We start from the raw sequence: 24,712 nt of genomic DNA, 5'->3' as shown, positions 1-24,712 counted from the left end.
GGTATGCTTCTCAAAACAATGCTGTGGCTCACACTCACTTGCCTCTATGGCCAAGCGATGCCGGTGCAAGCTGCCAGTTTGATAGCAAAAAAAGGTCACGTCACCGTGCCCATTGCGTCCCTTGAGCAGTTGCAGAACATCAAGGGTGAGTGGGAATTCTATTACCAAGAGTTCCTAAGCCCCCACGAACTTCGTAGTCTTGACGATAAATACCGCACCTATTTCTCCGTACCTGGTAAATGGCACAACAACAAGGCTAACGGCTTCCATTTGAAAGGCAACAGCTTCGGAACCTATCGCCTAACCTTGCATTTTGATCGCAGGCCTATGGGCAGTGTGAAGCTAAAAATTGACGAAATTCCGTCCGCGTATCGCTTTTTCATCGATGGCGAATTGGTGGTGGAGCAAGGTAAGGTGGCAAAGGAAGCAGACAGCGAGCAACCGAAGGCGGGAGCACGGGTCGTTGAGCTAACCCCTGGTGATCGAAGTGTCGAACTAGTATTTCATACGTCTAGCTTTAATCACTATCAGGGTGGAACATGGTATCCCTTGGTAATCGCAAAGACCGCGGTTTTTGAGCAAAAGAGAGTCATCAATCAGATTGGCAATCTAACGCTAACCGGTGGTATTTTGATCATGGGTCTATTCTTTCTCGGGCTCTACCTGTTCATTCGCCGAGAGATCGTATTCTTGCTCATCAGTGCCATCTGCTTGACTGGAATCATTCGCTGCTCGGTGGCTCATGGGGATACCATTGCTCATATTTTTTTCCCCGACCTTAGCTGGCACATGTCCAGACTCTTGATGTTCAGTAGCTTCTATCTTTTTGTGCCGGTCGGAATGTCACTGGGTGTCGAGCTACTGCCCACCAAGCTTGGCCGTCATGCAACCCGAGTCTGTTGGCTGTTCCTCCCGGTATTCCTAGCGTTATCCCTATCAGGTAACACAAACCTCAGCTCCAGAATGAACATCATTCCAAACTTACTTACACTCTGCTTGGTTAGTGTTCATCTCGCTGCGGTAATCATCACCTACTTACCTCAGATCCAACGTCATATGGCATCCATCATCGGTCTTTCGGCATTGGTCTTAACTGGCTTTCACGACCTCCTAGTAGCTATGGATGCCCTTGCATCGCCCAATCGCTTCCAAAACACATTGCTCATTGGACTAACGCTTTTTGTAATTCTCCAAACCCTTAAGATTGCGTCGCAATTTGCTAGAGGCGAGTCCCGCGCCAGGGATTCCAAGTCAGAGGTTTTAAGGCTGAATCAGCAACTTGAAGAGAGCATTAAACTTCTCAACGAAAGACTCACCGAAGCCGGAGCGAAGCTGATACAAAGGGAAAAGACGGCATCCCTAGGATATTTAACCGCAGGCATTGCCCACGAGCTAGGAACCCCTCTTGTCAATATTGAAAACGCATTTTCGAAGCTAGACCATAAGGATGGCGAAGCGCCCATCAGCCCGAAGCAGATCACAGAGTTTCGAGAGGGCATTGAAACGGGGATTCAGCATATCACCCACGTTGTGGAGAGCCTCAAACTAGTCGCTAAACCAAGTGAATCGACGCCGACAAGCTCTGTCAGCATTGAAAACATCTTGCTACATGTTCGTTCCTTGACCAAAGCAAGATTTCTTCATAGCGATATTCGCTATCAAATTGTGAACCACTTAGACGATGACAAGGTTCAGGTACAAGCCCAGGAATCGCAGATTTGTCAAATCATCATCAATCTGTTGAATAACGCTTTCGAATCCCTCCAATCGTTTCGTGTTATAGGACCCAAAGTAGAAATTCATGTGGATCAGACTTTTGACTCAGTTCTTTTCACAGTGATGGATAATGGAAGAGGAATACCAGAAAAAATAAGATCGCAGATATTCGATCCGTTTTTTACTAGCAAGAATTTAGGAGAAGGTGTAGGTCTGGGACTCTCCATGGCCCGTTCTATGGCCGAGCAAAACCAAGCTGATCTCTATTTAGATGAAACACAAGCTAACACCGCCTTTGTTTTAAAAGTTCCCCTCGCCCAGGAGGAAACCACAGAGCTTTCCGAAGTATCATAGAAAATCCGAGATGACCTACCGCACGAGAATATATTGATGCCATGATACATGATGGATACAGCCGAATGTGAAACTAAGCGAGAGTCTGGCTAGATTTCGAGCTCTACTGCAAAACTCCCCGCAGGTCACAATGCAAAAAGAGGTAAAATACTGTATGGAATCAAAATAGAGTGGCATGATAGTATTTTTAAAAATGAAGGAGTTCAAATGAGAGCCATATTATCAGGTCTGATTTTTTTGCTGCCCTTAAGATCAGTAGCTGACAGCAATTCGTTGGATATGTCTTTGAGCGATATTCTAAGCCTAGAAGTGGAAACAGCATCATCTAACAAAGAATCGATAATGGATGCACCAGCATCAATAATTGTTATCACAGAGGATGACATCATCAATCGGGGCTATGAGAACCTCATGGAAGTGTTGTCAGACCTCCCAGGCTTTGATGTTATTGGTACATCGGCTTGGGACATTGCTTACCAAAGAGGTTATAGAACCCCTTTTCTCCAAAGAACTCTAGTTATGATTGATGGGCAAAATATCAATAATCTTTGGACACATAATCCTGACATCAACCATGTTTTGCCCCTTGAGAGCTTTAGTCGCATTGAAGTTTTATATGGTCCAACATCAGCAGTATATGGTCCTAATGCATTTCTCGGAATCATTAACTTTATCACTAAGAAGTCTCAAGATTTAGAGTCTGGTCAACTAGAGAACTACGCAAAAATATCTTTTGGCACAAAAGAAACAAAGATTCTAGATGCTCGTTCATCTGGTAACCTAGGGTCGTTTTCTTTCTCAGTTGACGCAAAGTATCACCAGAGCAAAGGTTTTGATTGGACTTGGGATGAAAAATCATACACTGGTTTTTATGACAATCGAGATGTCTGGGGGCCAATTGTCGATCACAAGTCAAACTCATTCACTGGCAATATTGGTGACAATATAAACCCCAAAGAAAATAAGTTTGTTTCGGTTTCTCTTGAGACAGGTAAATTCTCTCTAGCCGTTGAATACAGAGATCGTCAGCAGGCATATGGACCGTTTTATTCGTCTGTAAAAGCTCAATCTAATACGCCATGGGGAGGCGGATCAACTAGAATATTTTCAGATTATAGCTTTGCAGGGAGCAGCTTCAATTCGAAGACATTTCTTCAATATCGAGAAAGCTCAACTTACGGCGATTGGGCTGAAGGCTACTACCATCCATCTCAAGAAGGAGATGAAGATGCCTACAAGGGAATCACTCTTACTCATTGGAGATCCGATAGCTGGGCGGCTCTATTAAATCAAGATTTTGAATTTGAACTATCATCAAGCCTTAGGATTCTCGCAGGGCTGAAGGTAGAACGTAAGAATCTCCAAAAGGCTTACATCATTCCTGGATATTGGTGTACAAACGATGCTGACGGCAATCCTATACCAACAGCTAACAACGGAACCAAAACAGTTCTTGGAGTTAATTGCGGAGACAGTGTGCAATCAGCAGAGGATTCCGAAGTGGTGTCGATGCCAATACCAGACCCTTGGACTCACTCTGGTTCTGGCAATCGAGTCTATACGACAGATGCTGGAATTTATGCACTAGCTCTCTACAAACCAAGCGAAAACTGGACATATAATTCAGGAATAAGATATGACGAAAACACTTCCTATGGAGCTAGTATCAATCCTCGATTCTCTGTGATCTATAAGCCGAAAAAAACTATGGCGTTCAAATTAATATTAGGGACCGCTTTTCAAGAACCAGCCCCTCTTCAAGTATATGGTGGATGGAATGGCCGTGCTGGAAACGAGGACCTAAAGCCAGAAAAAGTCCGAAATGCAGAAGTAGTTTTCACACATGTTTTTGGTAAGTTGTATCATGAAGTCGGCTCTTTTTTCTCAAGTTATGAGGATGTCGTCAAAGAAGAAGCTGAAAATGCGGGAGAGAGAGAAGTTTATGGGCTCGAATATAAGATGAACTACTCATTTTTGAGTCCACTTTCCAGCAGAGATGCTGAAGTTGATTTCAACTACACATATACTATTTCGAAGTCAAGCATCACCTATGACCACGGAGTATTCGTAAAAGGTGACAACGCCTCAACAGAAGAGGGACAGGGCTGGATAGACAACGGGAGTATGGAAGATCTTGGCGACATAGCACCTCACAAAGCCAATCTTATCGTAAACTTACCGACCGCAGAGCAATTCAATATGAACTATGCCTTGAACTATGTCTCGTCTCGCGATCTATACCTAAGAAACCCATTAAGGCGAGATAATGAGGCCCTTGATGGTTACCTGAATATTGATACTGCGTTTGCTTATAGACCCAACAAAGAAGTTTCTTTAACCCTAAAGGTACAAAACATCCTGGACAATGAGTATTTTCACCCTGGGGGTGAGCAAGCGGATTCTGGGATAAATCGTAATCAACCTGCCGCAGGATTTAGAAACTCATTGATACCTCAACCCAAAAGAACATTTCTCGCCGGACTCAAAGCGAAGTTCTAATTAAGTATCAACCAAATACTAGATTCTCAACCTAGCTTCGATCACCTTTTAACACAAGCCCTTATTGTATATATAGTGGTACTGTTAGGTTTAACAGCTTCATCAACCACTCGACGGAGAACCAAATGGTTTCGAAGACCTTTTTGGGTCTGACTTTTCTCAAGTTAGCAATCACAACCTGTGCGTTTTCTGCCGAAGGTAAGATCATAAAAATGACAACGCTCAACTGGGAGCCCTATTACGGAGAGAACTTAAAAAACCAAGGTGTCATTACCGAGCTGGTAAATGAATCATTTAAAAGAGTCGGACTTCGGACTACAATAGAGTTCATGCCTTGGCAACGGGCAATGATTCTTGTTGAGTCGGGTCAGTACGATATTCTGATGGGCGCCTATCACACAAAAGACCGTGAGAAAAAATTTTTTATAAGCGACCCCATATACAATGTAAAAATTCGAATCGTAGCCCATAAGGACTCAAAGATTCGCAACTACAAAAGCTTGGTGGACCTCAAAGGCTTCAAAATCGGTGTATCTCAAGGCTTTGCTAATCGTGAGGATTTCGATAAGGCCGACTACCTAATCAAGGATGTCGCAAAATCACCCCTCTTGAATATACGGAAGCTCCTCACTAGAAGAGTCGATATGATAGTGATTTCGGAAGAAATATTGCTCCATCGATTAAATAAATTCAAGGTACGAGACAGACCTCCCCTCGTCTATATAGATCCAATTCTTAACGAAAGTAGTTTACATCTATTGTCTAGCAAAGTACGGAAGAGCAACTCCCGTATCATCGAAGATTTCAATACAGGCATACGGGAAATCAAAAAGGACGGAACCTACCTTGCCATTCTAAAGAAGTTTGGCTTTAGAGGTATTTAACTAGGGGGCCTCTGGGTCCAATATCTCCCTTTTTGATGGGCGTCTATTTTGCTAAATACATCTTTTTTCTAGAAATCTAATACCTTATCTCAAAAGGATGTTTCTGGAGTCGCCAAAACCTACTTTAAATCAAATCAAATCACAAGATCACATCCGATAGAAGGTGATCCGTGGCGGAATGGCGTTTATAAAACGTTGTTCCAAGAATAGGATGCTTTTCTGATCTTTTGTTAGTGTGCCTTTCCCCTCTCCGATGTAAAGAGCGATCGTACAAGGCCACGACATCCGAGATACTTGGTCCAAATTTATCAGTGTGTTAGATAACGGTCAGTATCTTGCAAGAAGCGGAGCGATTAGCAAACAAGTTTTTTTAATCATTAGAAATTATTAGGACCAACCATGCAGCAGAAAACTAGATTCCGAATGACAAGTCTCAAAGCCCTCAGCCTTTTCACCCTATTCCTTCTATGGTACGTACCGGCCGGCGATGCGGAGGCTGGAAAGCTAATCGACAAACTTCGCAAGAACCACCTATGTGACAACGACAGTACGAAATTAGCCCAGAAGCGCTGGGATGCGTGTAGTAGCGAAGCCCCTGTCGTAGATGTGAATAATAAAGTTCATGGTGATGTATTCGACTGTGACTGCTGGACGAAATCAGCACTGGGTGGCAAGGTGTTAAACATTCGAAAGGTCAATCGCTACGATGATAGTACCGTAGAGGAAGGAGAGAAGTATGTGGCCGTTTTTTCTCCTGGAGACAAGAACAACGATAACTGCAAATGTGCAGTTGTTACTGATTTAATTGAGCCTTGGCATGCCCTTGATAACAATCAATGCCTACGTTATGAGCGACGATCCAAAAAGACCAAGCATGCTATTAAAAGGCGCCGAAAGACGATATACTACAACGTTTGTGTTGAAAGAGGCCCCAAACAGGTCGGCTATGCATCCTCATGCATCGGGCTCTGCGGGGCACACTGCGGCATCGATGATCGGGGTCAAGAGATCAGCGAATACAACAAACGATATGCTAGTCTGGTGATTCACGACGTCTGCCAGGCATATATCAATTCTACGGCTTCAATGGCAAGTAAAGAAGGTCGGCGAAATAACTGTGGCGATGAGGGAAGCAAGTCGGGTGGCGCTGCTCGCGATGCCATGGGTGGCGTCGGTACTATCGCGGCGACTGGGCTATTCAACGGCCACTGCGGACCAAAATGCCAAGACATGAAAGACCTGGGTGGGAATGTCTGCGACAACTAGAGCAACCCTGGCCTCTGGGAAATCCTGCACAAGGATAGCGGGATTTTCTCTAGATCACTTTATTAAGCCAAAAATTACGCTCTCTTCTTGATAAGTTCAGCATGCTTGGGAACTGCATCAGGAAGGTTTTTCAAGACACTCTCTAAGACTGGTCTCATGATAGACTTCGCCATCACCTCATTCATTCCTGAATCTAGACACAACTGAAGATCGTCTTCGAGGACGCTGGCTGTTAAGGCAACGATGTAGGGTTGCTGTTGAAGGTTGAGTTGGCGAATTCTCTGGGTCGCCTGATAGCCATCGACCTGCGGCATGTAGCAGTCCATGAGCACGAGGTCATAAGCCTTTGTCTGCACCATTGTCACAGCCTGCTCTCCATTTTCTACAAAATCTGCGGAGATTCCATAGTGCTTAAGAAAACGCTCTGTCACCAGGCTATTGACACGGTTATCTTCTGCCACCAGGACATTCAGATGCTTTAGATCCAATGATGCCTTGTGATCCTGAGAAAGCATTTCTAAAACCGGTAAGCTAATACCTTCTGCAATCTCAACGGGAAGAGTAATCAAGAAACGAGTTCCTACACCCAGCTCACTCTCCACATGTATTGTACCTCTCATCAATTCCGTTAAAGATTTGACAATGCTTAGGCCCAAGCCAGTACCGCCGTAGCGCTCTGATGTACGGTGATCAGCCTGACTGAATGGCTTAAAAAACTTGACAAGTTGCTTCTCGCTGATTCCGATGCCGCTATCCTTAATCTGAATATCAAGCTGAGGAGGGGTGTCCTCATCTAATTTAGCTTGGATCAAAACTTGACCACCTTCACTAAACTTGATTCCGTTTGACACAAGGTTGCCAACAATCTGTTGAAGTCTCATTTTATCGACACTAACGAGTTTCATAGAATCAGCCACATCGAGTTCCAGCCCCACATGCCGGGCCAAGGCCATACCCTGATACAGAGTCAAAGTCCCGGCCAAGACTTCTTTAACAGAAACAACACTAGGGCTCAATTCGAGTTTATGAGCTTCGATTTTCGAATAATCCAAAATATCGTTAATGATCGTGGTCAGGTTGTGTCCGCTTTGAATTACCAAGTCCAGAAGATGGTAGTGAGGGCTAGTAGCTTTGGTCTCGGCAGCGATTTCCTCGCACAGGCCAATGATGCCATTAAGAAGAGTTCGAATCTCGTGGCTCATATTCGCCAAGAAGCTCGACTTAGATCGTTCTGCGGCCAGAGCTTTTCGCTCTGCGACTTTGAGTTTTGTTACCAGCTTGCGATAGTTGCTCATCACCTCCTGGGTTTTGCTGACATTTTCGATCAGGATGACCAAGTCCCCTGAATCCAAGGGGAGAAGATAAGTCTGATGGGTTTGATAATCCTCATCGTCACTATCTAAAGGACAGGGAATCACAAACTTGTGGATTTGAGCAGAAAAAACGGCTGGAACCGAGAGATCGATCGCCAGCTTAAAGCGGTCTTCATAGATTCCTTCTTTTAGCTTCGGGCAAAAGTCCTGCAATGGCTTGCCAAGCACATCCTTGCGTGCCAAGCCAGACCAATGCTCAAGCACCGCATTCCAAAAGATCACCTTAAGATCCTTATTCAGAACACAGTAGCCATGAGGAAGGTGATTAAAAAGACCATAGGGATCATGCGAGCCGAACATCAAGAGATTCCTTCCAATGACTAAGCCAGCCATCAACGTTTTCAAATTGGATGAGTATCGCGATATTGCCAAAGGAGTAAGGGCCTGAAACCAGTTTGGTTTCTACTAGAATGGAATTTAGATCCGTAAAGCTTCCAAATTTATTCAACGTATCTGGTTCAAAATGCCCTTCCGTTTGCACTTCAGGTATTCGGTAGCTGAACTTCCTGCCACCTCTCTTGACGATGGTACTCATAAGCGACTTAAAAATAATGTTCCCCACCTCGATCAGTATGGATTCTTTGAGAGCGTCTCGTTCAGGGTATGGGGCTTCGATTGTTGGTACCAACGACGACAAGAGATACTGGGCTGCCTGATCATTGAATATCGCCAAAGCCTGGCCTGATACCGGCCCCTCGAACGAGGAAATAACAACTCCTACCGGCACTCCATAGAATGCCGTACCTATATCTTGATAGTGGGTGAAATCCGACTCCTGAATCTCAATCGCCATGGGTTCCGTGATCATTGCGTCTAGGGTGTGTGATGCTTTTTGTATTCCAACACCAAGGTGCTTTCGCACGTCATCCCATGAAAATTTCTCAAGACTATCCAAAACTGGCCTCCCTTCATGAAGGGCGGTTGCCCCCCTTCTTGACATAAATACATAAGCCAAGAAAACTCCATCTTAGTCCTGAAGTTACCCATGTGACGTTCTCTAAGCTCAAATTATTGCTCCGACCATCGTAGTATCCCATCCCAAGACACTATTACCGGGGCCGGTTCCTAGAGCAATCGGGGTAGATCAGGAATCGCTTAATTGCTTTGCAGAGACCGTGTTTGAAAGGTAAACAAGGGAGAGGCCCAAGTATCTTAAGAAGCTACAATTCTTCGGGTACCTTAGGATTGGTTGGGATTACAGTCTAGAATATCTTCTCACGAACTTCCCAGAAGTACTTCGTTTTTCTAGCAATCACAAATAGGGGCATGCGAAATTTTTCCTGGGAGTTAATAGCCTCATCAACTGAACCAATTGTCAAAGTCGCTCCAGGGTTCCTAATGTGCATTCTAACAAAGTTATAATAGAAAGCTTGCGCTTGTCTGCTATTACTCAAATAGTAATATTCCTTGAGAGCTTGGGCATCCACATCGAAATAAGCCACTTCTAGTCGCTCTCTTTTTTTCTTGTCAAACGAACGCCGTAACATCATGGTATCGGGGCGCATGACATGAGCGTCACGAAGCTCCATAGCTTTCTTTAACCGGCTATCCACATCAACTATTTGCTCCTTACAGCTATGACACTGGCGAGCCGCGATGTCATTCTCAGCCCCACAGGCATCGCAGATTTTGAACCGGAATCGAAACGAGCACGTTTCTATTTCTAGTGTGTGAGGGTTTTCATGAGCGCCTTTGCACTTGCGGCCAAAATGCTCCATAACCTGACCCTCGTCATCAACGCGCCCCCAGAATTGATTTTCAAACCCACATTCAGGACAAGGCACCTTGACCAATTCTGTATCTTCGCTAGGCCTAGGATCATCGATCTCAGGAGCAAAGAGATCATAGGCTAAACCGGTGTAGTCAAGGACCAGACAGTCTTTTTTACCTGGAGACAGGCGCAGGCCTCGACCTACAATTTGTTGAAACAGACTGACTGATTCTGTGGGCCTGAGCAGTGCGATCAAATCCACATGGGGCGCATCAAACCCTGTTGTAAGAACCGATACATTGACCAAGAACTTGATCTGTCGCTGTTTGAAATCGTGGATGATACGATCTCGCTCTTGTCCCGAGGTATCACCAACCACCAAAGCTGCCTCACCGCTGGGGAGGAGGCTCAAGATTTCTTTGGCATGAGCTACTGATGATGTGAAAATCATCACAGCCTCGCGCTCTTGAGATAACGAGACAATATGCCCCACAATTCCCGGAGTCACACGGTTCTGTTCGCGCAGGCAGTTTTCAATATCCGCAAGCTTGAACGTTCCTGTTTTCTGGCTTAAGCGTAGCTGGCTAAAGTCATAGCAGGCGACGGGAGCATCGATGCGAATGGGTGGGGTCAAGTATTTATGGTCGATCATATAACGGAGGGATAGCTCAAAAACGCAGTGTTTGAAGAAACGTGGTTCACGGCTGCCCACAAAGCCCCGGTAGTGGTATTCGAAAATCCAACCCATTCCGAGCCGATATGGGGTCGCCGTCAAGCCCAAGATACAAAGACTTGGATTGGCGCGCTGCATTTTGCGGATGACCTGAAGATATTGGCTTTTTTCATCGAGTGAGATTCGGTGACATTCGTCGACGATTAGAAGGTTGAAATCCTGAAAGAACTCATCCTTCGCCCTGGCAACAGATTGAATGCTGCCGAAAATCACCTTCTGACCCTGATCTTTTCGGCCTAACCCAGCAGCAAAGATCCCAGCTTCAAGATCGTAACTTTCATACTTACCGTGATTTTGTTCCACCAGCTCTTTCACGTGGGCGAGGCACAGCACGCGCCCACGGGCCATGCGAGCCAGCTCAGCGATAACCAATGACTTTCCGGCTCCGGTAGGCAGGACCACAAGAGCAGGATGCCGAGTCTTCCTAAAATGGGCGATGACAGAACTTACAGCTTCAGTTTGATATGGTCTCAACGAGTACAAGGTGCCGGATCTCCAAAGTCTTCAGACGTTGAGACAATCTATTCTGGCACTTGCCTTGGGTCAAGGCCTCAGATCACTTTGCGGAGCTCTTGCACAAAAGTCTTTGAGCTGGGACTTTCAGAAGAGCGAAATCGCTTCACGACCTTACCATCGCGGGAGATGATAAATTTTTCAAAGTTCCACCGCACATCACCACCTTTTTCAGGATCTTTGTCTGTGAGATACGAAAAAATGGGATGAGCGTCTTTGCCTTTGACAGCCACAATGGACGCCATAGGGAATTTAACTCCGTAATTTATTTTACAGAACTTTGCTACTTGAGTGTCATCTTCCAGCTCTTGCTTGAAACTATTCGATGGGAATCCAAGCACGACCAAGCCTTTGTCCTTGTATTTGGAATAGATCTTTTGAAGGTCATCCAATTGTCCAGTGTATCCGCACTTCGAGGCAGTGTTGACCACCACGATCGCCTTGCCTTTGTATTCTTTAAGGCTAGATGATTTGCCACTGATCGTCTTGAATGGGATGTCATACAGAGTACTAGCAGCTAATCCTGGGCTTGAGACTACTAAAAGTGAGGCAAGAAAAAATCGCAACATAATGAACTCCTTGTATTTTCCCTCTAGAATGCCCGATTCTTGAAGCACTGTAAATGCTCCGAAAGTCGGCTCTCAAGGCTGTCGGTGTGACGGCTATTAGAAACAAGGCTCTGGGTATGGTACCATATCGGTATCCCTTTGAACTGTTTGCTTCAAATCACGGACTTGCCATGACTTCAGTTCTCGTCGTTGACGATGATCCCTTCTTTCGAGAAGTGGCCAAAAGGCAACTTGAACATCAGGGTTTTCAGGTTTTCGATGCTGGAAATGGCGAGGAAACTATCAAAATTTTTGGTGAAGAGTCCATCGACATTGTCGTTCTCGACTATATGCTACCAGGCATGAAAGGCGACGAGGTCGCCCGCCGCTTGATCTCTTCGGGAGCCACATGCCCGATAATCTTTGTCAGTGGTGCTGACCCTGAAATTCTCGCTGCCATTGACTTTAACGGCGAACTCATGGCAAAGCCACTCAGCTTCGATAGACTCGGGGCCGCCATCCGACGCCTCACTCAGACCGATTCTGAGCACCAAGCCTCGTAGCATAGCCGTCGATTCCCGAAACCCAAGTTATGGAGAGCCACAGGTCTTGCTGACAAAGGCTTTCAGAAGCTCTTTCAATTGTTCGATGTAATCTTCGGTAAGTTCCAACTCACAGCTCATGTTGACAGGGATATCTTTGGCAGCATCCTTGAGCTTTTGACCTTGTTCAGTCAGACGAATGCGAATTTCCCGTTCATCGTCCACCGATCGCTCTTTGATTAAAAAGCCCTGTGAGGCGAGACGCTTCAACATGGGGGTTAACGTTCCTGAGTCGAGAAATAAGCGGGAGCCGAGCTGCTTGAGAGGAATATTGTCCTCTTCCCATAAAACAAGCATCACCAAATATTGGGGATAGGTAATGCCAAGCTTGCCAAGAAAAGGTTTATAAGCTTGGACCATACCCTTTGAGCTGGCATAGAGCAGAAAGCAAAGCTGCCGATCAAGTTTAAGGTTTTCGTAGATGTCGTTATCCAAACCCAAGCTCCTTCAACTATGTCCTGCCCTCTTCGAGGATTGCGGACGGGGTTCTAAAACCCCTTTTTATTAAACTATTTTCTCACCTTTATGAAGGATCGATATTCCTATGTTACCCCTGGTGGCGTTTGAATATGGACAAACGACATGGGCTTTCTCGATTAGGTCCTTCGCTTGGGCTGCCTCGATTCCTTCTAGGAATAGGTTTAACGTGATTCCAACGTTAAAGCGACCGTCGTCAAGAGTGTAAAGAGCCACCTCAGCTTCAACCTTACTTTCTGCAATCTTGACCTTTTCTCCTGCCGCCACGTGAAGAACAGCATTTTCGAAGCAAGCGGCATATCCGGCGGCAAAGAGCTGCTCGGGGTTTGTAGCCTTACCACTGCCGCCAAGGCTCTTCGGCAGACTGAGGTCAACCTTCAATAGACCATCTTCGGACTCTACTTTCCCATTTCGGCCACCAGTTGTAAAAACTTTGCTTGAGTAAACGGCTTTCATAACTTTTCTCCTTGAGATTAATATCTGAGGCAATTAAATTGCACACAATATATTCGGACAAAATATAGTTTTGTCCAAGTACTTTTTTGCGAGGTGCCACACTTTTCTTGTAATTGGCCCTTGCGATCTGAGGGCAGACCCCGTAAAACTGCCCATATATCAACAGCTTATTTAGGCGAAGGAGAGATCTATGACGTACCTCAATAAACACTTCAAATTAGCCCGACGGCCCGAAGGCATGGCGAAACAAGACGATTTTGAGATGGCTGAAGCTCCTGTGCCCGAGCTGAAAGACGGCGAATTCTTAATTCAAACGGATTATATCAGCCTCGATCCTACCAACCGCATCTGGATGGCTGATATTGACCAGTACATGCCTCCCGTACAAGTCGGAGAAGTGATGCGAGCTGGTGGCGTGGGTACAGTGATTGAGTCTAAGCACTCTGGCTTTGAAAAAGGCGATATCGTCAGTGGCATCATCGGTTGGCAAACCCATGCGGTCAGCAATGGTGATTTCGTTCAGAAAGTTCCTCCCCTAGGCAATGTTCCAAAATCAGCTTTGCTTGGGCCATTAGGGATGACTGGGACCACAGCCTATTTCGGCCTCCTAGATATCGGTAAACCCAAAGAAGGAGAAACCATCGTTGTCTCTGCGGCGGCAGGAGCTGTAGGAACCGTCGTTTGTCAGATCGCCAAGATCAAAGGCATGCGAGTGGTTGGCATTGCCGGCACTGATGAGAAATGCAAGATGCTGGAAGACGAGCTAGGTGTCGATGGCACCATCAACTACAAGAAGGATGATGTTGCTGGTAAGCTCGACGAGCTTTGCCCCGATGGCATCGATGTCTACTTTGAGAACGTCGGCGGTGAGATCCTGGACGCCGTGCTTCCACGCATGAACTTGTTCAGCCGGATTCCACTTTGTGGTCTCATCTCATCCTATAACGCTGAGAAACCAGTTCCTGGCCCTTATAATTTCTCGCAGCTTTTGATGAAGCGAGTCACGCTCCAGGGTTTTATCATCTTGGATTATCAAGAGCGCATGGGCGAAGCTGTTAAAGAACTTGGCCAGTGGATGATAGAAGGCAAGATCAAGCATAAAGAGACTGTTGTTGAAGGTTTTGAGAAACTACCTGAAGCATTGAACATGCTCTTCACTGGCGACAACGTTGGTAAGTTGATGGTTAAAGTTTAAGATCAATGGCAAGGGAAGCCATTTGGCTTTCCCTTCTCCCACCACTACTGAAGCACCCTTGAGTCCAGTAAAAAATAATGCCACTATTGCATAATTTAATCCATGACTTCATTTCAACAATTCTAAACGAATCTATTAACTAAAGCGTTGAGTTAATCTCCTTAAAGAACTATTTAAAAAATAGATAAATACTAAAGAGGACATTAACAATGAGACGTTTTTCAACACTACTAGCGCTTGTTTTAATTAATTCCTGCGGCGCTGAGACTCAGCACTCAAGCCCAAGTGGCATAGCTGACAACAGTAATCTGTGGCCCAATCCAGGAGCGATTCCTGTCTGCTTCACCAATTCTGCAGATCACCCTGCGGTTGCTTTGGATGTGCAACGTCGTGTCACTCGGAACTACAATCAAACCCAGAACATTCGATTCACGGGTTGGGGAGAATGCGATAACAACACACCTTCACCAGCGATTCGCATCGGTCTCACGCCAGTGGATTTTTGGACACTCATTTTCATTGGCAATGTTACCGGGTGTAGCCAGCTAGGGCCTGGCGTTGATAGTTTTAGTGACTGTACGGACATCACCCCTGCTGATAACTTCAATATGTTTATTGACCCCGCCCAGTACGTGGGTACCGACGTTCACGAGTTTGGTCACGCACTCGGTCTTCGCCACGAGCATGCTCGGACCGATGCCCCAGTAAATTGCCAAACTGGAGAATCAGCCCCTGAAGCGGGGCACATTGTATACTTCGGAGACGACTTCGATAGTGATTCCGTCATGGGATATTGCAATGGCACCAACGACCTCTCAGCTGACGACATTGCGACACTCGACGCCTTGTACCCCTAAAGTGCCACTGGTAGAGGTGAGCCATAGCCCTAGGACATCGCTGTATGCTTAGTCACTAGTCAGTTTGAATCCGGCTTTAGTCCTGCTGGATGACAAAGTAGCCCCTAGGGATAGCTATAACGAAGCTAAAGACCGTAAACTGATCACACCCATAATCCTCTGGGCGAAGCTTTATGTGAATGGAAGCACCGTGACTCTCCAGAGAGTTGCGGACAGCATCCATGCCGATGCCTCGCCCGGAGACATGATTCACTTGGTTTTTTGTCAAAAACCCAGATTGAAAAATAGCATGCGCGAGATCTTTGCTAGTCAACGCAGCGGAACTGGGGTTCATCTTTCGACGAATCTTCTCAATGTTCAAGCCTTGACCATCATCCCAAACCTCAATCACCAGATTCTCCTCCGATGGCCTTAACTTGATGAATATTTCTCCTGTTACGGATTTACCCTTCGAACGTCTACAGTGAGGTGATTCAATACCGTGATCTAAAGAGTTCTTGAAAAGGTGAATAAAGATTTCTCTCAGGAGATGCTAGATCGGTGAATATCAGGAATGACTCCTGGAGGCCCTAAAGAAAATACAGGCTGGCCGCCAATCAGTACTTTGTGAACAATCGCAATTTCACGAAAAACGATCCCAATTTCTGAACTCACATCAGGCAGCAGGACATGCAGCCTGAACGTCGGGACCCCATTCTTAGGCTGGGTAGACGGTGCCAGCGATTGATCCCAGGTATTGGGAATGACTCTGTAGTCCAACCGGTCTGAAATACTTGTTTCGTCATCGTCTCTAGCCCAATAAAATCCATATTCGCCCTTTAGGGTAAGAACTGGTTTTGATAGCAGGTCCCATTCGGTAAGGTCTATGACTCCTTGTTTCGCTGCTAGATTCCCCTGTGCTAAGCTCGACCACCCTGTGATAAACCAGATAAAAATGATTCTAAAAAACATTGCGTGTAGGTCTCCTAGGGCACAACGCATATTAGAAAGCGCTTTCGATCAGACTGATTAAGTAATTAGTCTAAATCGGAGTAGATGGATCAGACTAAAACAGTTGTTCAACATCCACCAATTGATTAATACAATTAATTACTTATGTGATATCTTACTATTAGTAAAAGACTAAAGTATAGAACTGGTCATGCAAAGAGGCCCTGCTTACTTTGACATTTCTTAAACATTCAGCCTTAACGCAATTAGAGACAACGATTTGCTCCAGCTTCAGCCCTAGGGTCAAGCTGCAAGCAAATCCGTTGGCTCAATCCCTATGAGGAATTACCGATAATCTGAGGAAGGTCAAAGAGAACAACATACAGCACAAGGGTGCCTTCGGTGTACACTTCGGCGATACCAGTTTTCATTTTCGTTAAGCAAGCCTTCGACTCCAAAGAAGTGAAGAAGGTCATTGAAGAATGGCGAGTCGAACAAGACGAGCTTAGGCGCCTTGTATGTCGTCGCCTACTAGAAGTTGGAATCTACGATGTAGAGCCGATCGATACCAGACACCTTAAAATGCATATCATTGATATTCTGCTCAATGCCCCAGAAATCATCAAAATCGTCGATGCTGCGGAACGTCGCGAGCGGGCTTTGGCCCGCACGAAGAAGTCCTATGATTGAGAACGTAGCTCGCCACCTTACGCTACCAGCTCCCCCGCAATCCGATAACATATTCACGGCCCTGCAAGGGCCCCCAGGTATGGAAATTATCGAAGTGAGCATGAGTCTCATGCCAGTGCCAGGTAGCTGGGCTATCACCCCAGGATGTCTGAGTAAAATCCAGAAGGTTCGTCACGCGCAGCTTCAGCTCAAAATGAGAGCCCAAAGGCAGTTGATATCCAAGATGGGCCAGAACATAGCCAGGCACCTGGGTCGACTTGGGCTCTGATACTTGGCCAAACTGATCGCTAGTAACGTCGGTGTTATACACGTTGAAGTGCTCATCATAGCCATATCGAGCCAGGTTACGAGGCCCCACATATGTGACCTGACTATCAAATTGACCCCAGTCATGTTTTAAGGAGGCATCCAACGACGCTTGGAACTCAATGGCTGCTGTGGGGAGCTTTTCCGCATAGCTATCACTAAAAAGGAACCTCTCCACTCCTATTTGGACTTCCGTATCATGGCTGGGCTTACCCCCAAAGAACCAATCGAACGCATAAATTTCAAAATTTTCGTCGGCGTTAACAAACAGGATGGGAAGACCCTGCGAGATGCGGTCAATGCCGTAGGACATATTTTTGAGCTTTGTATAGTGAGCACTCCAGGTGCTAAACCATGCAGGATAGTTTAAGCTAAATGCATAGACTGCAGATTCAGCCCGCTCTATTTCATCAATGTCGACCACGAAACCATCATGGCTGTTGCCATGCTCAGACTCGAACAGGGTAAGTGGTGGTCGGTAGCCTAGGCCTATAGCTAGTCGCGAACTAATATGCTCCGTGTGGTCTACCAAGGCCAACATACGGGGTGCCACAACCTGTTCGCTTAACTCCTCTCCAAGCTCACGCCAGCGGACGTCCAGCTGATCAGTTCTGAGTGCCAGATTGATCATAACATCAGAATTTACCTGCCATTCATCCATGAGGTAGACTCCACGACTATAAAACACGAAGTTATCGGCACTCAAAGGAGGGCTGCGATCCACATAGAGTGCCTGAGAAAAAGACGTCATGCGCTGGTCCTTGTAATCGACCCCGAGGGAAAGGAGATGATCCCCTACCAGGTGCCGATAGGTCATGCTAGCAAAGTCAATCTTATCTTCATTATTGTAGTCAAACGCATGGGAGTAGATCCCATCTTGGTTTTGCGTCGTTTGGGAGGCCATCACTGCCAGTGAGGCCTCATTACTAAGGCTAAGGTCCCAGCGCAGGGCCCGCTCTGAGCGCTTCACCTCGATCAGTTCGGTGATGCGATGGATATCGCCGATATAGTCGAGCCTCACATCTCCAGCATCAAAGTCCGTTGTCTCGGCTTGAATTGGTGAATAGGCATTTGGTTTAAACCCTTCGGTATTGCCACCAATGGTTTCAAGGCTTGACTGGGAAACGCGACCACTCAATCGTGAATGACTGCCAAGATCGACTTTAAACTGACCACTCACAGCTCTTGTGCTTCTTTGGGGAGATTCCGCGACGTGGTTGTCATCGATATCCCAGTGAGGGGAAAAGCCATCAAAAACTGTAAGCATCAGGTGTCCGCTCTGCCACACTGCAGACCCAAGGATGCTCGTCTGGCGACTCCCAGCAGAACCCTGTTCAAAATCAAAGCTGATAGAGTCCCGTACCGGTTCCTGGCTGATGAGATTGATCGCCCCACCAATGGACTCCGCAACCTCCAACGAGGCGCCGGCACCGCGATGAACCTCTATCTTTTCGATTCCTATCATAGGAACTGCGTCGATCCCGTAGAATGACGACACTGTAGAATGCATCGGGAAGCCATCGACTAAGATCGTTGTATGCTCTCCCCGAAGACCGTTGATCGAGATTCGCTTCGCCCCGCAGTTCGCGCAAAACATCTGCGTATCAACACCTATGGCCTGACGAATGGCATCAGCCAAGGTTTGTGCTCCGAATTTTCGAAGACCATCCCCGCTTAGCACTTCAGTTTTTGCTGTGGCGTCCTCCTTCAGCTCTTTAGTCAAAGGCTCAATGCGATCACTGACGACTTCGATCACTTCGAGGGGCTCGTCTTTAGGAAAATCCCTTTTATGCTCTTCATCATTTTTTGGATTAGCTATGAGAGGCGGGCAAAATATCAAACTGAACAGAGCTAGAAACTTATTCATGATTCTCCGGAAACTCCCGCCCCATGGAGAGACAGGAGTTGTAGATCAAAGTAAAGATGAAACTGCGAAGGAAAAATTAGTTGCAAATACTGGTATTAATATGCATCCGCCAGTTGCTAGGGAGCCCAATAAATTAAGTCATAAATACACACTACTATTGGCATATATTGAGCCACCTGTTCCTTCGCAGCAGGTCAAAACAAGGTTAGAGTTCCATCAACCCGAGGTTATAGCATCCATCGGTATGAAAGTGATCATCATGGGGCCATCTCACCAGATATTGGCTCGCACCTGAGACGCTGGCATCTTGGTCGAAGAATAGAGCGAACTGACTGCCGTTCTCGTTCGAAGACAAGACTCGCTCTGAACCTTCCGTTAAAACTACCTCAAATTCGCCTGGTACTTCGGTCCCATGAGCAAAGCTAGTCTCAACTAATAATGTAGTATTCCCCTCTTTATCAACAGATTCTTCGATTATTCCTAGGTAACAGGCTTCCCCATCAAAATCTTGGCCCTCCAAAACCAGCGCAAACTCATCAAAGTCAAATTCGCCGCCATGGTCGTGGTCATGATCGTCTGAAGCTAGTGCTCCTGTGCTGAAAGCTAAACTAACACTGCCAATGCACAAAAGATGTCTGATAGACATATAGATCTCCTCGTTTGGTTTTAACCTATGCAAATCAAGATTTGCAAACATTTGCATTAGTGTGTATAACAGTGTTTCTTAAATGACAAGTGGGGAGTAGAAAACTTATGAAAACTTTTGTTCTGGCTTTTGCAGCATTGGCTATTTCATGCGGCAGTGATAACGATTCTAAAGACAGTCCTCCAGCGGAAGTAGGAAACAATGCCGATGCCAATGATAGCGACGAAGATGCCAATAAGAAATTACAAGATGAACCTGAGAAAGGAGAATTGCCACCATCATTTTCAAGCTGGGATCAGGTGAATGAGGTGGACCCTGTTGCCGCAAGTCAGTTCGTCTTCTCAGGAAGCAACCCCGTGTTCGCATCTGGCGAGCAAGGCAACTCCTGCCAAGTCTATCTGATGGGTAAAACCATAAATCCAGTGAGTCAGCAGACTCAATGGATTATTCGCAGTTCATTCAACCACGACGGTGATGGCCACAGCTATTTTCTAGTGGATTTACCAAATGAATTTCAATCGGTGGTAAGTGCAGAGCTTGCCGATGGAAGCCAGATTGCCCTTGGCTTCAACGGAAACGTCTACCATTCAAGCCAGCTTTCTTATGCTAAAATTAAATGGCTTCACGGCAATCACTTTCATACGGACCAGTGCAAAGAGCTTTCCATTAGCAAAGGTCTCATACTACCAGAAAATGTCGATAGTATTGACCAGATCAATGCTCTTGACCCCAGCACCAATCACCTCACACACTTCAAGGGCGAAGATCCTTTTGGTATTTTCAATGGAACAGATCCCGAGTGTCACATCTACCTCGTAGCTCATGAAAAACTAGTCGATGGTGAAGCCTTCTACTTTCGATCTAGCTTTAACCATGAAGGACACTCACATGATAGTTTCAAAGTCACATTGCCACAAGAAAGTGATGAAGATTATCTGCTTGGAGAGGATGAGAAGTCTCCAGGCGCCTGGTTAAAGATATTCGGAGCCGATCAACAACAGCTACTTGACACCATGACAGAGGTTAGAATTAAATACGCTCATGATGATCACTTTGACAATGGTACATGCGAGACGCTAGCTAAACAGTGATTAGAGAATTTGCACTTCAAATAGCATTATATACGATACCTACGGCCATTTCAGCCGCTCAGGTATCGATAAGTGTGTACGACTATCAGCAAAAGGTAAGCTTCCCCTTGCAGCTTAACCTTAAATCTGGTGAAGTACTCGTTGTATTCAAAGAAGACTGTCTTCCTTGCAGGCAGCAGCTTCGCGATCTACGCTGTCTGTCTAGGCAAAGAGTTAAACTTCTTGGCGTAGGCCAGGACAGGTTAAAGTTAAAGCAACTGGCTTCCGTTGCTGACTACATCCGGCTATATAACGCGAGCTTTAAGGCTGCTAGTGATGCTGGCATCACTAGCAGCCCTAGCATTCTGTTTAGAAGCAGAAAGAGGAAGAAAAACTTGATTATCTCCGGTTACATTCCATGTGAAAAGTTAGCTAGAATTCTAGGCTAGCCTTTGTATTCCCAAAACAGCTCCATAGACGAGCCATATGCAGTTGCCTTCCATTGACCGACAAGCCTCTTAAGCCTTTGATCGATACGATCCACGAATGCACGCTCGAACCAGCGCGACTCCGCCCATACAAAGTTTTCCCTTTGCTGATGATATGCCAAGACAATGCTTTCTGCACTTCTCCCTTTCGGCAGTCCTTGAAAAATTGCCACCGCCTTCTCTATCTTTAAGACCTCTGAATCTTCACCAAGGTCCTTTAGCATGCTACTGTCTGACAGTTCAGATAGGGTCTAGCCGCTCGCTAAAGAGCCCCAGAAGCCTTTCTGTGATCCTATCTCAAGCTCAAAGGCGAAATGGGTAAAGTCGTGATAAAGAAGACTTCGGATCTCGCATACCTTAGCTTCTTGACGACCATCATCCCTCTGGATACCAAGCTCATACTCGTAGTTGTTAATCTTCTTAAATGCTATTTTTATCTCAACCTCCTAAAACTATCTTCAAGTAAGCAGTTGATAAGCTAGGTTCAATAGGTCTTCATCCCGCCCTGCAGAACTTGCAAACTGGCTTCCGATAGGTAATCCCGAGCTTCCTACTCCTATTGGTAGAGACATTGCCGGAGCCCCTGCAATATTATAGAGTACAGTAAATCCAGCTAGGCTTTGGGTTCGCGTCATTAGCAGCTCAGGGTCCAAGTCTGGGGATAGATATCCTATTGGTCTAGCTTCGCCGGGCTGTGTTGGACTTAGAACCATATCAACCTGCTGTAAAAAACCCGTCATCATTATGTGGGTTTCCTTTAGAATCTTAGCTAGTGTAACCAATCTTTCTGAACTGGTCCCTTGAAACTTGTTCATCACCCACAATGTAAATGGCTCCAAGAGCTTGTCATCAATCGGTGACGGGAGAAAGGGTGCCATCATCTGTGAGATATTGTCGATAGCAGATCCTGCAAACGCAAAAAAAGCCTCGCCAAGCATCTCTGCGTCCACTTTCGGGCTAGGTAACTCCACAAGTTTGTGCCCCAAGTCTCGACATCGACTGATAGTCTCCTTGAGTACCCGTTGTGCATCCATCGGAGCTGGGTTGCCAGAAGTGTCATCAAGATAGTAGCCAATGGTGTACTGGATCTTGCGAGGCCCACTGACATAACCGATAGGCGCGTAGATGCGACTCTTGCTCGTGTTTTCGGTAATGGCAAGAAATTGCGCACTATCGCGTACTGTTCGGCTAATACAGTGGTCAACCAATAACGGAATAGGATAGGGCTCAGGGGCCATCAAAGCGGACCGACTTCTGCCATGACTGGGCTTAAACCCAAATAATCCGCAGTGGGATGCAGGAATTCGAATCGAACCTCCTCCATCGCTAGCATGAGCCATGGCTACCATACCAGAGGCCACAGCAGCAGCGGCCCCGCCACTAGATCCCCCTGGAGAACGAGACAAGTCTAAAGGATTTTTACAAACCCCCTCTAAAATACTCTCGGTGCTACCGAGCAGACCAAACTCAGAGGCCGCTGTCTTGCCAATACATATCAATCCAGACTGATCAATGGCTGAGACATAGTCTGGAGCTTCTGTCGCCATGTGACTAGCGAACAGCCGTGAGCCAAACGAGTTTCTCATCCCCGGATAAGGCAGCAGATCTTTGATAAGAAATGGAACCCCCGCAAAGGGCCCTTGGAGGCGCTGGCTAGACTTCTCCCAAGCAGTTTCCATAGCTACGGAACAAACTGCATTGATCGTAGGATTTTTTGCTTCAATCACTGCTAGCACAGCAGCCATCAATTCTTTTGGATCAAGATCACCGTTTCTAATGGCTTCGGCCTGCCCTATCGCATCTAATTTTAAAAAGTCCATGAGAATCTCCTAGCTTCAATTTCTTGTCACTAGAAGTTTCGGGGATTCAGTTGAAAAAGTGGTAATCCTAGGCTGCGGACTTGGTGATCCCAGAATGCTATCCCTATACCCTACTGATATGACGCCATAATTCCTGAATATAGGGTGCTCGATCGGGTGGTAGCAGGTGATCAACCACAGGAAAATCTGTTGGTTCGTAGCCACTTCTCGGCAACCATACTTTTGAAAACTCAATATACTGATCAAGCACAGCCTCCGGTGGCCCTTTGCATGAAAAGACTGCAAATCTGCCGCCAGGAATCGTTGTTCTAAGAAATGGCAGAGCCTCTAAGCCAGGTTGATACCTAAGGCAAGCATCGTAACGGCATTTTTCTTTTGGAAATAGCGCAGGATGATCATGGCAAATGGCAAAGCGATCAACTTGCTCACTTGGCAGGTTTAAATCCTGAAGATAGTCTTCAATCTCTTGCCAAAGACCCTGGACTCCTTCTATCTCGTAGCCCTTCCGACTCGATAGAAAAATGACATCAAAGGGCTCTACCATTGTGATCTTAAGGTTATCTTCGACATTTCGAAACCGAACCTTCAAGCCCTCTTCCGTGGGGTGAGGTTCATCGGTAAACATCTCCTTAGAAACAAGCTCTTTGCTGTAGCGATCTTGAAGTTTTCCTGGCTTCTTTGGGGGCTTGACAATGAGATCACGAATTTCGCTTGGTCGAACTCCAAAAAATCTCTCGAATGCCTTCGAGAAGTTAGAGAGAGACGAGTAGCCATATCTGAAAGCGATATCCGTTAGATTTACGTCTCTGCCATAAGCAATTTTTATTGCGGCTGTTTCCAGTTTCTTGCGGGTTACATATGCACCAAAACTTTCACCCACTTCATCTTTAAATAGTCGTTGAAAATGATATTCGCTGTAGCAAGCTATCTTAGCTGCATCCGCTACGGTGATGCTTCGACTGATATTATCTCTGATAAATTCAATTGATTTTTGAATGCGAGCTGAACTTTCTGATATCGGCCTCGACCATTTCATTTATGTTTCTCGATAGTGATATTATTAAGGAGAGCATAACCTTCCGTACTGCGTTACGCTCAAAAAATACTCGTCAGGTACTGATTGTACTATCTCCTCGTATTTTTTAACCATGCCTTGTCCGGAAGGTTATGCTCCCCTTAATAGTTCTGACAACTTTCGTAGAAACAAGTCTCGTCATCCTCTCTCACAAGGCTCATACCGCAGCGCTCCAGAGTCTTCTGAGAGGCAATATTGGTACGATCACATTGAGCTAAAATCTTTTGGAGTTTCAGCTCATGGTGCCCATAGTCGAGTAATGTTCCAGCAATTTCGGATGCAAAACCCTGCTGCCAATACTTCTTTCGAATCATAAAGCCTAACTCAGGGGCCTGATCTTCAACATACCTCATCATAAACCAGCCTACGAGTTCCTTGTCAGCTAAGTGTTCAGCTCCCCAAACCCCTAAATTTCCTTCGAGAGCCTTCCACGCCTCTAACTTCTCGGCAATTATATCCTCGGCCATTGGTTTTCGCCAACCTGTGTGCTTCACGATATCATTGTCCTGCATAAGTTCTATGAGACTGGTAAGGTCTTCTGTGACTAGGCCTCGGAGTCTTGTGCGAGGTGTCTTGATATTGCGCATAAACTGGTTTCCTATTAAGGGGAGCATAACCTTCCGAACTGCGTTACGC

The 24,712-nt window shown here is 46.0% G+C and carries 24 protein-coding genes; 10 read left to right on the top strand and 14 right to left on the bottom strand.

Going from position 1 to position 24,712, the window contains the following annotated elements:
* The first annotated feature begins 3 nt into the window (after window positions 1-3).
* From B9N89_RS22655 to B9N89_RS22640, 4 genes are all read left to right on the top strand, one after another.
* Entirely contained in the window at window positions 4-2,070 is a 2,067-nt protein-coding gene (locus B9N89_RS22655) for a sensor histidine kinase (RefSeq protein WP_159455566.1), read from the top strand.
* 207 nt (window positions 2,071-2,277) lie between these two features.
* Complete coding sequence (locus B9N89_RS22650; protein ID WP_132322801.1) at window positions 2,278-4,569, top strand: TonB-dependent receptor plug domain-containing protein; 2,292 nt, start codon at window positions 2,278-2,280, stop codon at window positions 4,567-4,569.
* A 125-nt stretch (window positions 4,570-4,694) separates the two neighbouring features.
* Window positions 4,695-5,453 carry a substrate-binding periplasmic protein gene (locus tag B9N89_RS22645; protein WP_132322803.1) on the top strand — a complete coding sequence of 253 codons (759 nt, stop codon included), beginning with the start codon at window positions 4,695-4,697 and terminating at the stop codon, window positions 5,451-5,453.
* A 423-nt stretch (window positions 5,454-5,876) separates the two neighbouring features.
* Entirely contained in the window at window positions 5,877-6,719 is an 843-nt protein-coding gene (locus B9N89_RS22640; protein WP_132322805.1) for a hypothetical protein, read from the top strand.
* A gap of 74 nt (window positions 6,720-6,793) precedes the next feature.
* Here B9N89_RS22640 and B9N89_RS22635 read toward each other — a convergent pair whose 3' ends face one another.
* From B9N89_RS22635 to B9N89_RS22620, 4 genes are all read right to left on the bottom strand, one after another.
* Window positions 6,794-8,392, bottom strand: coding sequence for an ATP-binding protein (locus tag B9N89_RS22635; protein ID WP_159455565.1), 1,599 nt, complete (start codon window positions 8,390-8,392; stop codon window positions 6,794-6,796).
* A complete protein-coding gene (locus B9N89_RS22630; protein WP_132322809.1) occupies window positions 8,376-8,987 on the bottom strand; it encodes a hypothetical protein in 612 nt (203 codons plus the stop codon). Before B9N89_RS22630 ends, B9N89_RS22635 begins: the two co-directional genes overlap by 17 nt.
* A 307-nt stretch (window positions 8,988-9,294) precedes the next feature.
* Window positions 9,295-11,019: a DNA repair helicase RadD gene (locus B9N89_RS22625; protein WP_132322811.1), complete on the bottom strand. Its 1,725-nt coding sequence runs from the start codon at window positions 11,017-11,019 to the stop codon at window positions 9,295-9,297.
* A 68-nt stretch (window positions 11,020-11,087) separates the two neighbouring features.
* Window positions 11,088-11,618 (bottom strand): glutathione peroxidase, encoded by a 531-nt coding sequence (locus B9N89_RS22620; protein ID WP_132322813.1) that lies wholly within the window; start codon window positions 11,616-11,618, stop codon window positions 11,088-11,090.
* A 53-nt stretch (window positions 11,619-11,671) separates the two neighbouring features.
* On the opposite strand from B9N89_RS22620, the gene B9N89_RS22615 reads away from it, so the two are divergent.
* Window positions 11,672-12,160 carry a response regulator transcription factor gene (locus B9N89_RS22615; protein WP_132322815.1) on the top strand — a complete coding sequence of 163 codons (489 nt, stop codon included), beginning with the start codon at window positions 11,672-11,674 and terminating at the stop codon, window positions 12,158-12,160.
* A gap of 27 nt (window positions 12,161-12,187) precedes the next feature.
* On the opposite strand, the gene B9N89_RS22610 is transcribed toward B9N89_RS22615, so the two are convergent.
* The gene (locus B9N89_RS22610) at window positions 12,188-12,634 is read right to left on the bottom strand and encodes a MarR family winged helix-turn-helix transcriptional regulator (protein ID WP_200820770.1); all 447 of its coding nucleotides are present in this window, start codon (window positions 12,632-12,634) and stop codon (window positions 12,188-12,190) included.
* Between the two features lie 69 nt (window positions 12,635-12,703).
* On the bottom strand, window positions 12,704-13,132 hold the full coding sequence (locus B9N89_RS22605; protein ID WP_132322817.1) for an organic hydroperoxide resistance protein: 429 nt from the start codon (window positions 13,130-13,132) through the stop codon (window positions 12,704-12,706).
* A 190-nt stretch (window positions 13,133-13,322) separates the two neighbouring features.
* Here B9N89_RS22605 and B9N89_RS22600 point away from each other — a divergent pair, with 190 nt between their 5' ends.
* Window positions 13,323-14,327 (top strand): NADP-dependent oxidoreductase, encoded by a 1,005-nt coding sequence (locus B9N89_RS22600; protein WP_132322819.1) that lies wholly within the window; start codon window positions 13,323-13,325, stop codon window positions 14,325-14,327.
* A 209-nt stretch (window positions 14,328-14,536) separates the two neighbouring features.
* A complete protein-coding gene (locus B9N89_RS22595; RefSeq protein ID WP_132322821.1) occupies window positions 14,537-15,184 on the top strand; it encodes a hypothetical protein in 648 nt (215 codons plus the stop codon).
* A 76-nt stretch (window positions 15,185-15,260) separates the two neighbouring features.
* On the opposite strand, the gene B9N89_RS22590 is transcribed toward B9N89_RS22595, so the two are convergent.
* Together B9N89_RS22590 and B9N89_RS22585 are read right to left on the bottom strand one after the other, a co-directional pair.
* A complete protein-coding gene (locus B9N89_RS22590; protein ID WP_234996149.1) occupies window positions 15,261-15,662 on the bottom strand; it encodes an ATP-binding protein in 402 nt (133 codons plus the stop codon).
* Window positions 15,663-15,706: 44 nt separating this feature from the next.
* Complete coding sequence (locus B9N89_RS22585) at window positions 15,707-16,135, bottom strand: hypothetical protein (protein WP_132322825.1); 429 nt, start codon at window positions 16,133-16,135, stop codon at window positions 15,707-15,709.
* Window positions 16,136-16,516: 381 nt separating this feature from the next.
* On the opposite strand from B9N89_RS22585, the gene B9N89_RS22580 reads away from it, so the two are divergent.
* Window positions 16,517-16,804: a hypothetical protein gene (locus tag B9N89_RS22580; protein ID WP_143478246.1), complete on the top strand. Its 288-nt coding sequence runs from the start codon at window positions 16,517-16,519 to the stop codon at window positions 16,802-16,804.
* A 22-nt stretch (window positions 16,805-16,826) separates the two neighbouring features.
* On the opposite strand, the gene B9N89_RS22575 is transcribed toward B9N89_RS22580, so the two are convergent.
* Together B9N89_RS22575 and B9N89_RS22570 are read right to left on the bottom strand one after the other, a co-directional pair.
* On the bottom strand, window positions 16,827-18,977 hold the full coding sequence (locus tag B9N89_RS22575; RefSeq protein WP_132322829.1) for a TonB-dependent receptor plug domain-containing protein: 2,151 nt from the start codon (window positions 18,975-18,977) through the stop codon (window positions 16,827-16,829).
* A gap of 205 nt (window positions 18,978-19,182) precedes the next feature.
* On the bottom strand, window positions 19,183-19,623 hold the full coding sequence (locus tag B9N89_RS22570; protein ID WP_132322831.1) for a hypothetical protein: 441 nt from the start codon (window positions 19,621-19,623) through the stop codon (window positions 19,183-19,185).
* Between the two features lie 107 nt (window positions 19,624-19,730).
* Between B9N89_RS22570 and B9N89_RS22565 the strand changes: the two genes are divergently transcribed.
* Together B9N89_RS22565 and B9N89_RS22560 are read left to right on the top strand one after the other, a co-directional pair.
* Window positions 19,731-20,714, top strand: coding sequence for a hypothetical protein (locus B9N89_RS22565; protein WP_132322833.1), 984 nt, complete (start codon window positions 19,731-19,733; stop codon window positions 20,712-20,714).
* Window positions 20,711-21,142: a hypothetical protein gene (locus B9N89_RS22560; RefSeq protein WP_132322835.1), complete on the top strand. Its 432-nt coding sequence runs from the start codon at window positions 20,711-20,713 to the stop codon at window positions 21,140-21,142. The genes B9N89_RS22565 and B9N89_RS22560 overlap by 4 nt, the downstream gene beginning before the upstream one ends.
* Here B9N89_RS22560 and B9N89_RS22555 read toward each other — a convergent pair.
* The 4 genes from B9N89_RS22555 to B9N89_RS22540 form a co-directional block, all read right to left on the bottom strand.
* The gene (locus B9N89_RS22555) at window positions 21,139-21,405 is read right to left on the bottom strand and encodes a hypothetical protein (RefSeq protein ID WP_132322837.1); all 267 of its coding nucleotides are present in this window, start codon (window positions 21,403-21,405) and stop codon (window positions 21,139-21,141) included. The genes B9N89_RS22560 and B9N89_RS22555 overlap by 4 nt on opposite strands.
* A gap of 234 nt (window positions 21,406-21,639) precedes the next feature.
* Window positions 21,640-23,001 (bottom strand): amidase, encoded by a 1,362-nt coding sequence (locus tag B9N89_RS22550; protein ID WP_132322839.1) that lies wholly within the window; start codon window positions 22,999-23,001, stop codon window positions 21,640-21,642.
* Between the two features lie 103 nt (window positions 23,002-23,104).
* Window positions 23,105-24,037, bottom strand: coding sequence for an AraC family transcriptional regulator (locus B9N89_RS22545; RefSeq protein WP_132322841.1), 933 nt, complete (start codon window positions 24,035-24,037; stop codon window positions 23,105-23,107).
* Window positions 24,038-24,177: 140 nt separating this feature from the next.
* On the bottom strand, window positions 24,178-24,663 hold the full coding sequence (locus B9N89_RS22540; protein WP_159455564.1) for a GNAT family N-acetyltransferase: 486 nt from the start codon (window positions 24,661-24,663) through the stop codon (window positions 24,178-24,180).
* Between the last annotated feature and the right edge of the window lie 49 nt (window positions 24,664-24,712).

Source organism: Pseudobacteriovorax antillogorgiicola, from assembly GCF_900177345.1.
GTDB classification, from domain to species: domain Bacteria; phylum Bdellovibrionota_B; class Oligoflexia; order Oligoflexales; family Oligoflexaceae; genus Pseudobacteriovorax; species Pseudobacteriovorax antillogorgiicola.
Note: the sequence above shows the minus strand (reverse complement) of the source record. Positions and strands in the feature narration are given on the sequence as shown.

Bases quoted from the DNA above. Each gene is read 5' to 3' on its own strand.
- B9N89_RS22655 (WP_159455566.1), top strand. From the start codon at position 4: ATGCTTCTCAAAACAATGCTGTGGCTCACACTCACTTGCCTCTATGGC.
- B9N89_RS22650 (WP_132322801.1), top strand. From the start codon at position 2,278: ATGAGAGCCATATTATCAGGTCTGATTTTTTTGCTGCCCTTAAGATCA.
- B9N89_RS22645 (WP_132322803.1), top strand. From the start codon at position 4,695: ATGGTTTCGAAGACCTTTTTGGGTCTGACTTTTCTCAAGTTAGCAATC.
- B9N89_RS22640 (WP_132322805.1), top strand. From the start codon at position 5,877: ATGACAAGTCTCAAAGCCCTCAGCCTTTTCACCCTATTCCTTCTATGG.
- B9N89_RS22635 (WP_159455565.1), bottom strand. From the start codon at position 8,392: ATGTTCGGCTCGCATGATCCCTATGGTCTTTTTAATCACCTTCCTCAT.
- B9N89_RS22620 (WP_132322813.1), bottom strand. From the start codon at position 11,618: ATGTTGCGATTTTTTCTTGCCTCACTTTTAGTAGTCTCAAGCCCAGGA.
- B9N89_RS22615 (WP_132322815.1), top strand. From the start codon at position 11,672: ATGCTCCGAAAGTCGGCTCTCAAGGCTGTCGGTGTGACGGCTATTAGA.
- B9N89_RS22605 (WP_132322817.1), bottom strand. From the start codon at position 13,132: ATGAAAGCCGTTTACTCAAGCAAAGTTTTTACAACTGGTGGCCGAAAT.
- B9N89_RS22600 (WP_132322819.1), top strand. From the start codon at position 13,323: ATGACGTACCTCAATAAACACTTCAAATTAGCCCGACGGCCCGAAGGC.
- B9N89_RS22595 (WP_132322821.1), top strand. From the start codon at position 14,537: ATGAGACGTTTTTCAACACTACTAGCGCTTGTTTTAATTAATTCCTGC.
- B9N89_RS22585 (WP_132322825.1), bottom strand. From the start codon at position 16,135: ATGTTTTTTAGAATCATTTTTATCTGGTTTATCACAGGGTGGTCGAGC.
- B9N89_RS22575 (WP_132322829.1), bottom strand. From the start codon at position 18,977: ATGAATAAGTTTCTAGCTCTGTTCAGTTTGATATTTTGCCCGCCTCTC.
- B9N89_RS22570 (WP_132322831.1), bottom strand. From the start codon at position 19,623: ATGTCTATCAGACATCTTTTGTGCATTGGCAGTGTTAGTTTAGCTTTC.
- B9N89_RS22565 (WP_132322833.1), top strand. From the start codon at position 19,731: ATGAAAACTTTTGTTCTGGCTTTTGCAGCATTGGCTATTTCATGCGGC.
- B9N89_RS22555 (WP_132322837.1), bottom strand. From the start codon at position 21,405: ATGCTAAAGGACCTTGGTGAAGATTCAGAGGTCTTAAAGATAGAGAAG.
- B9N89_RS22550 (WP_132322839.1), bottom strand. From the start codon at position 23,001: ATGGACTTTTTAAAATTAGATGCGATAGGGCAGGCCGAAGCCATTAGA.
- B9N89_RS22545 (WP_132322841.1), bottom strand. From the start codon at position 24,037: ATGAAATGGTCGAGGCCGATATCAGAAAGTTCAGCTCGCATTCAAAAA.
- B9N89_RS22540 (WP_159455564.1), bottom strand. From the start codon at position 24,663: ATGCGCAATATCAAGACACCTCGCACAAGACTCCGAGGCCTAGTCACA.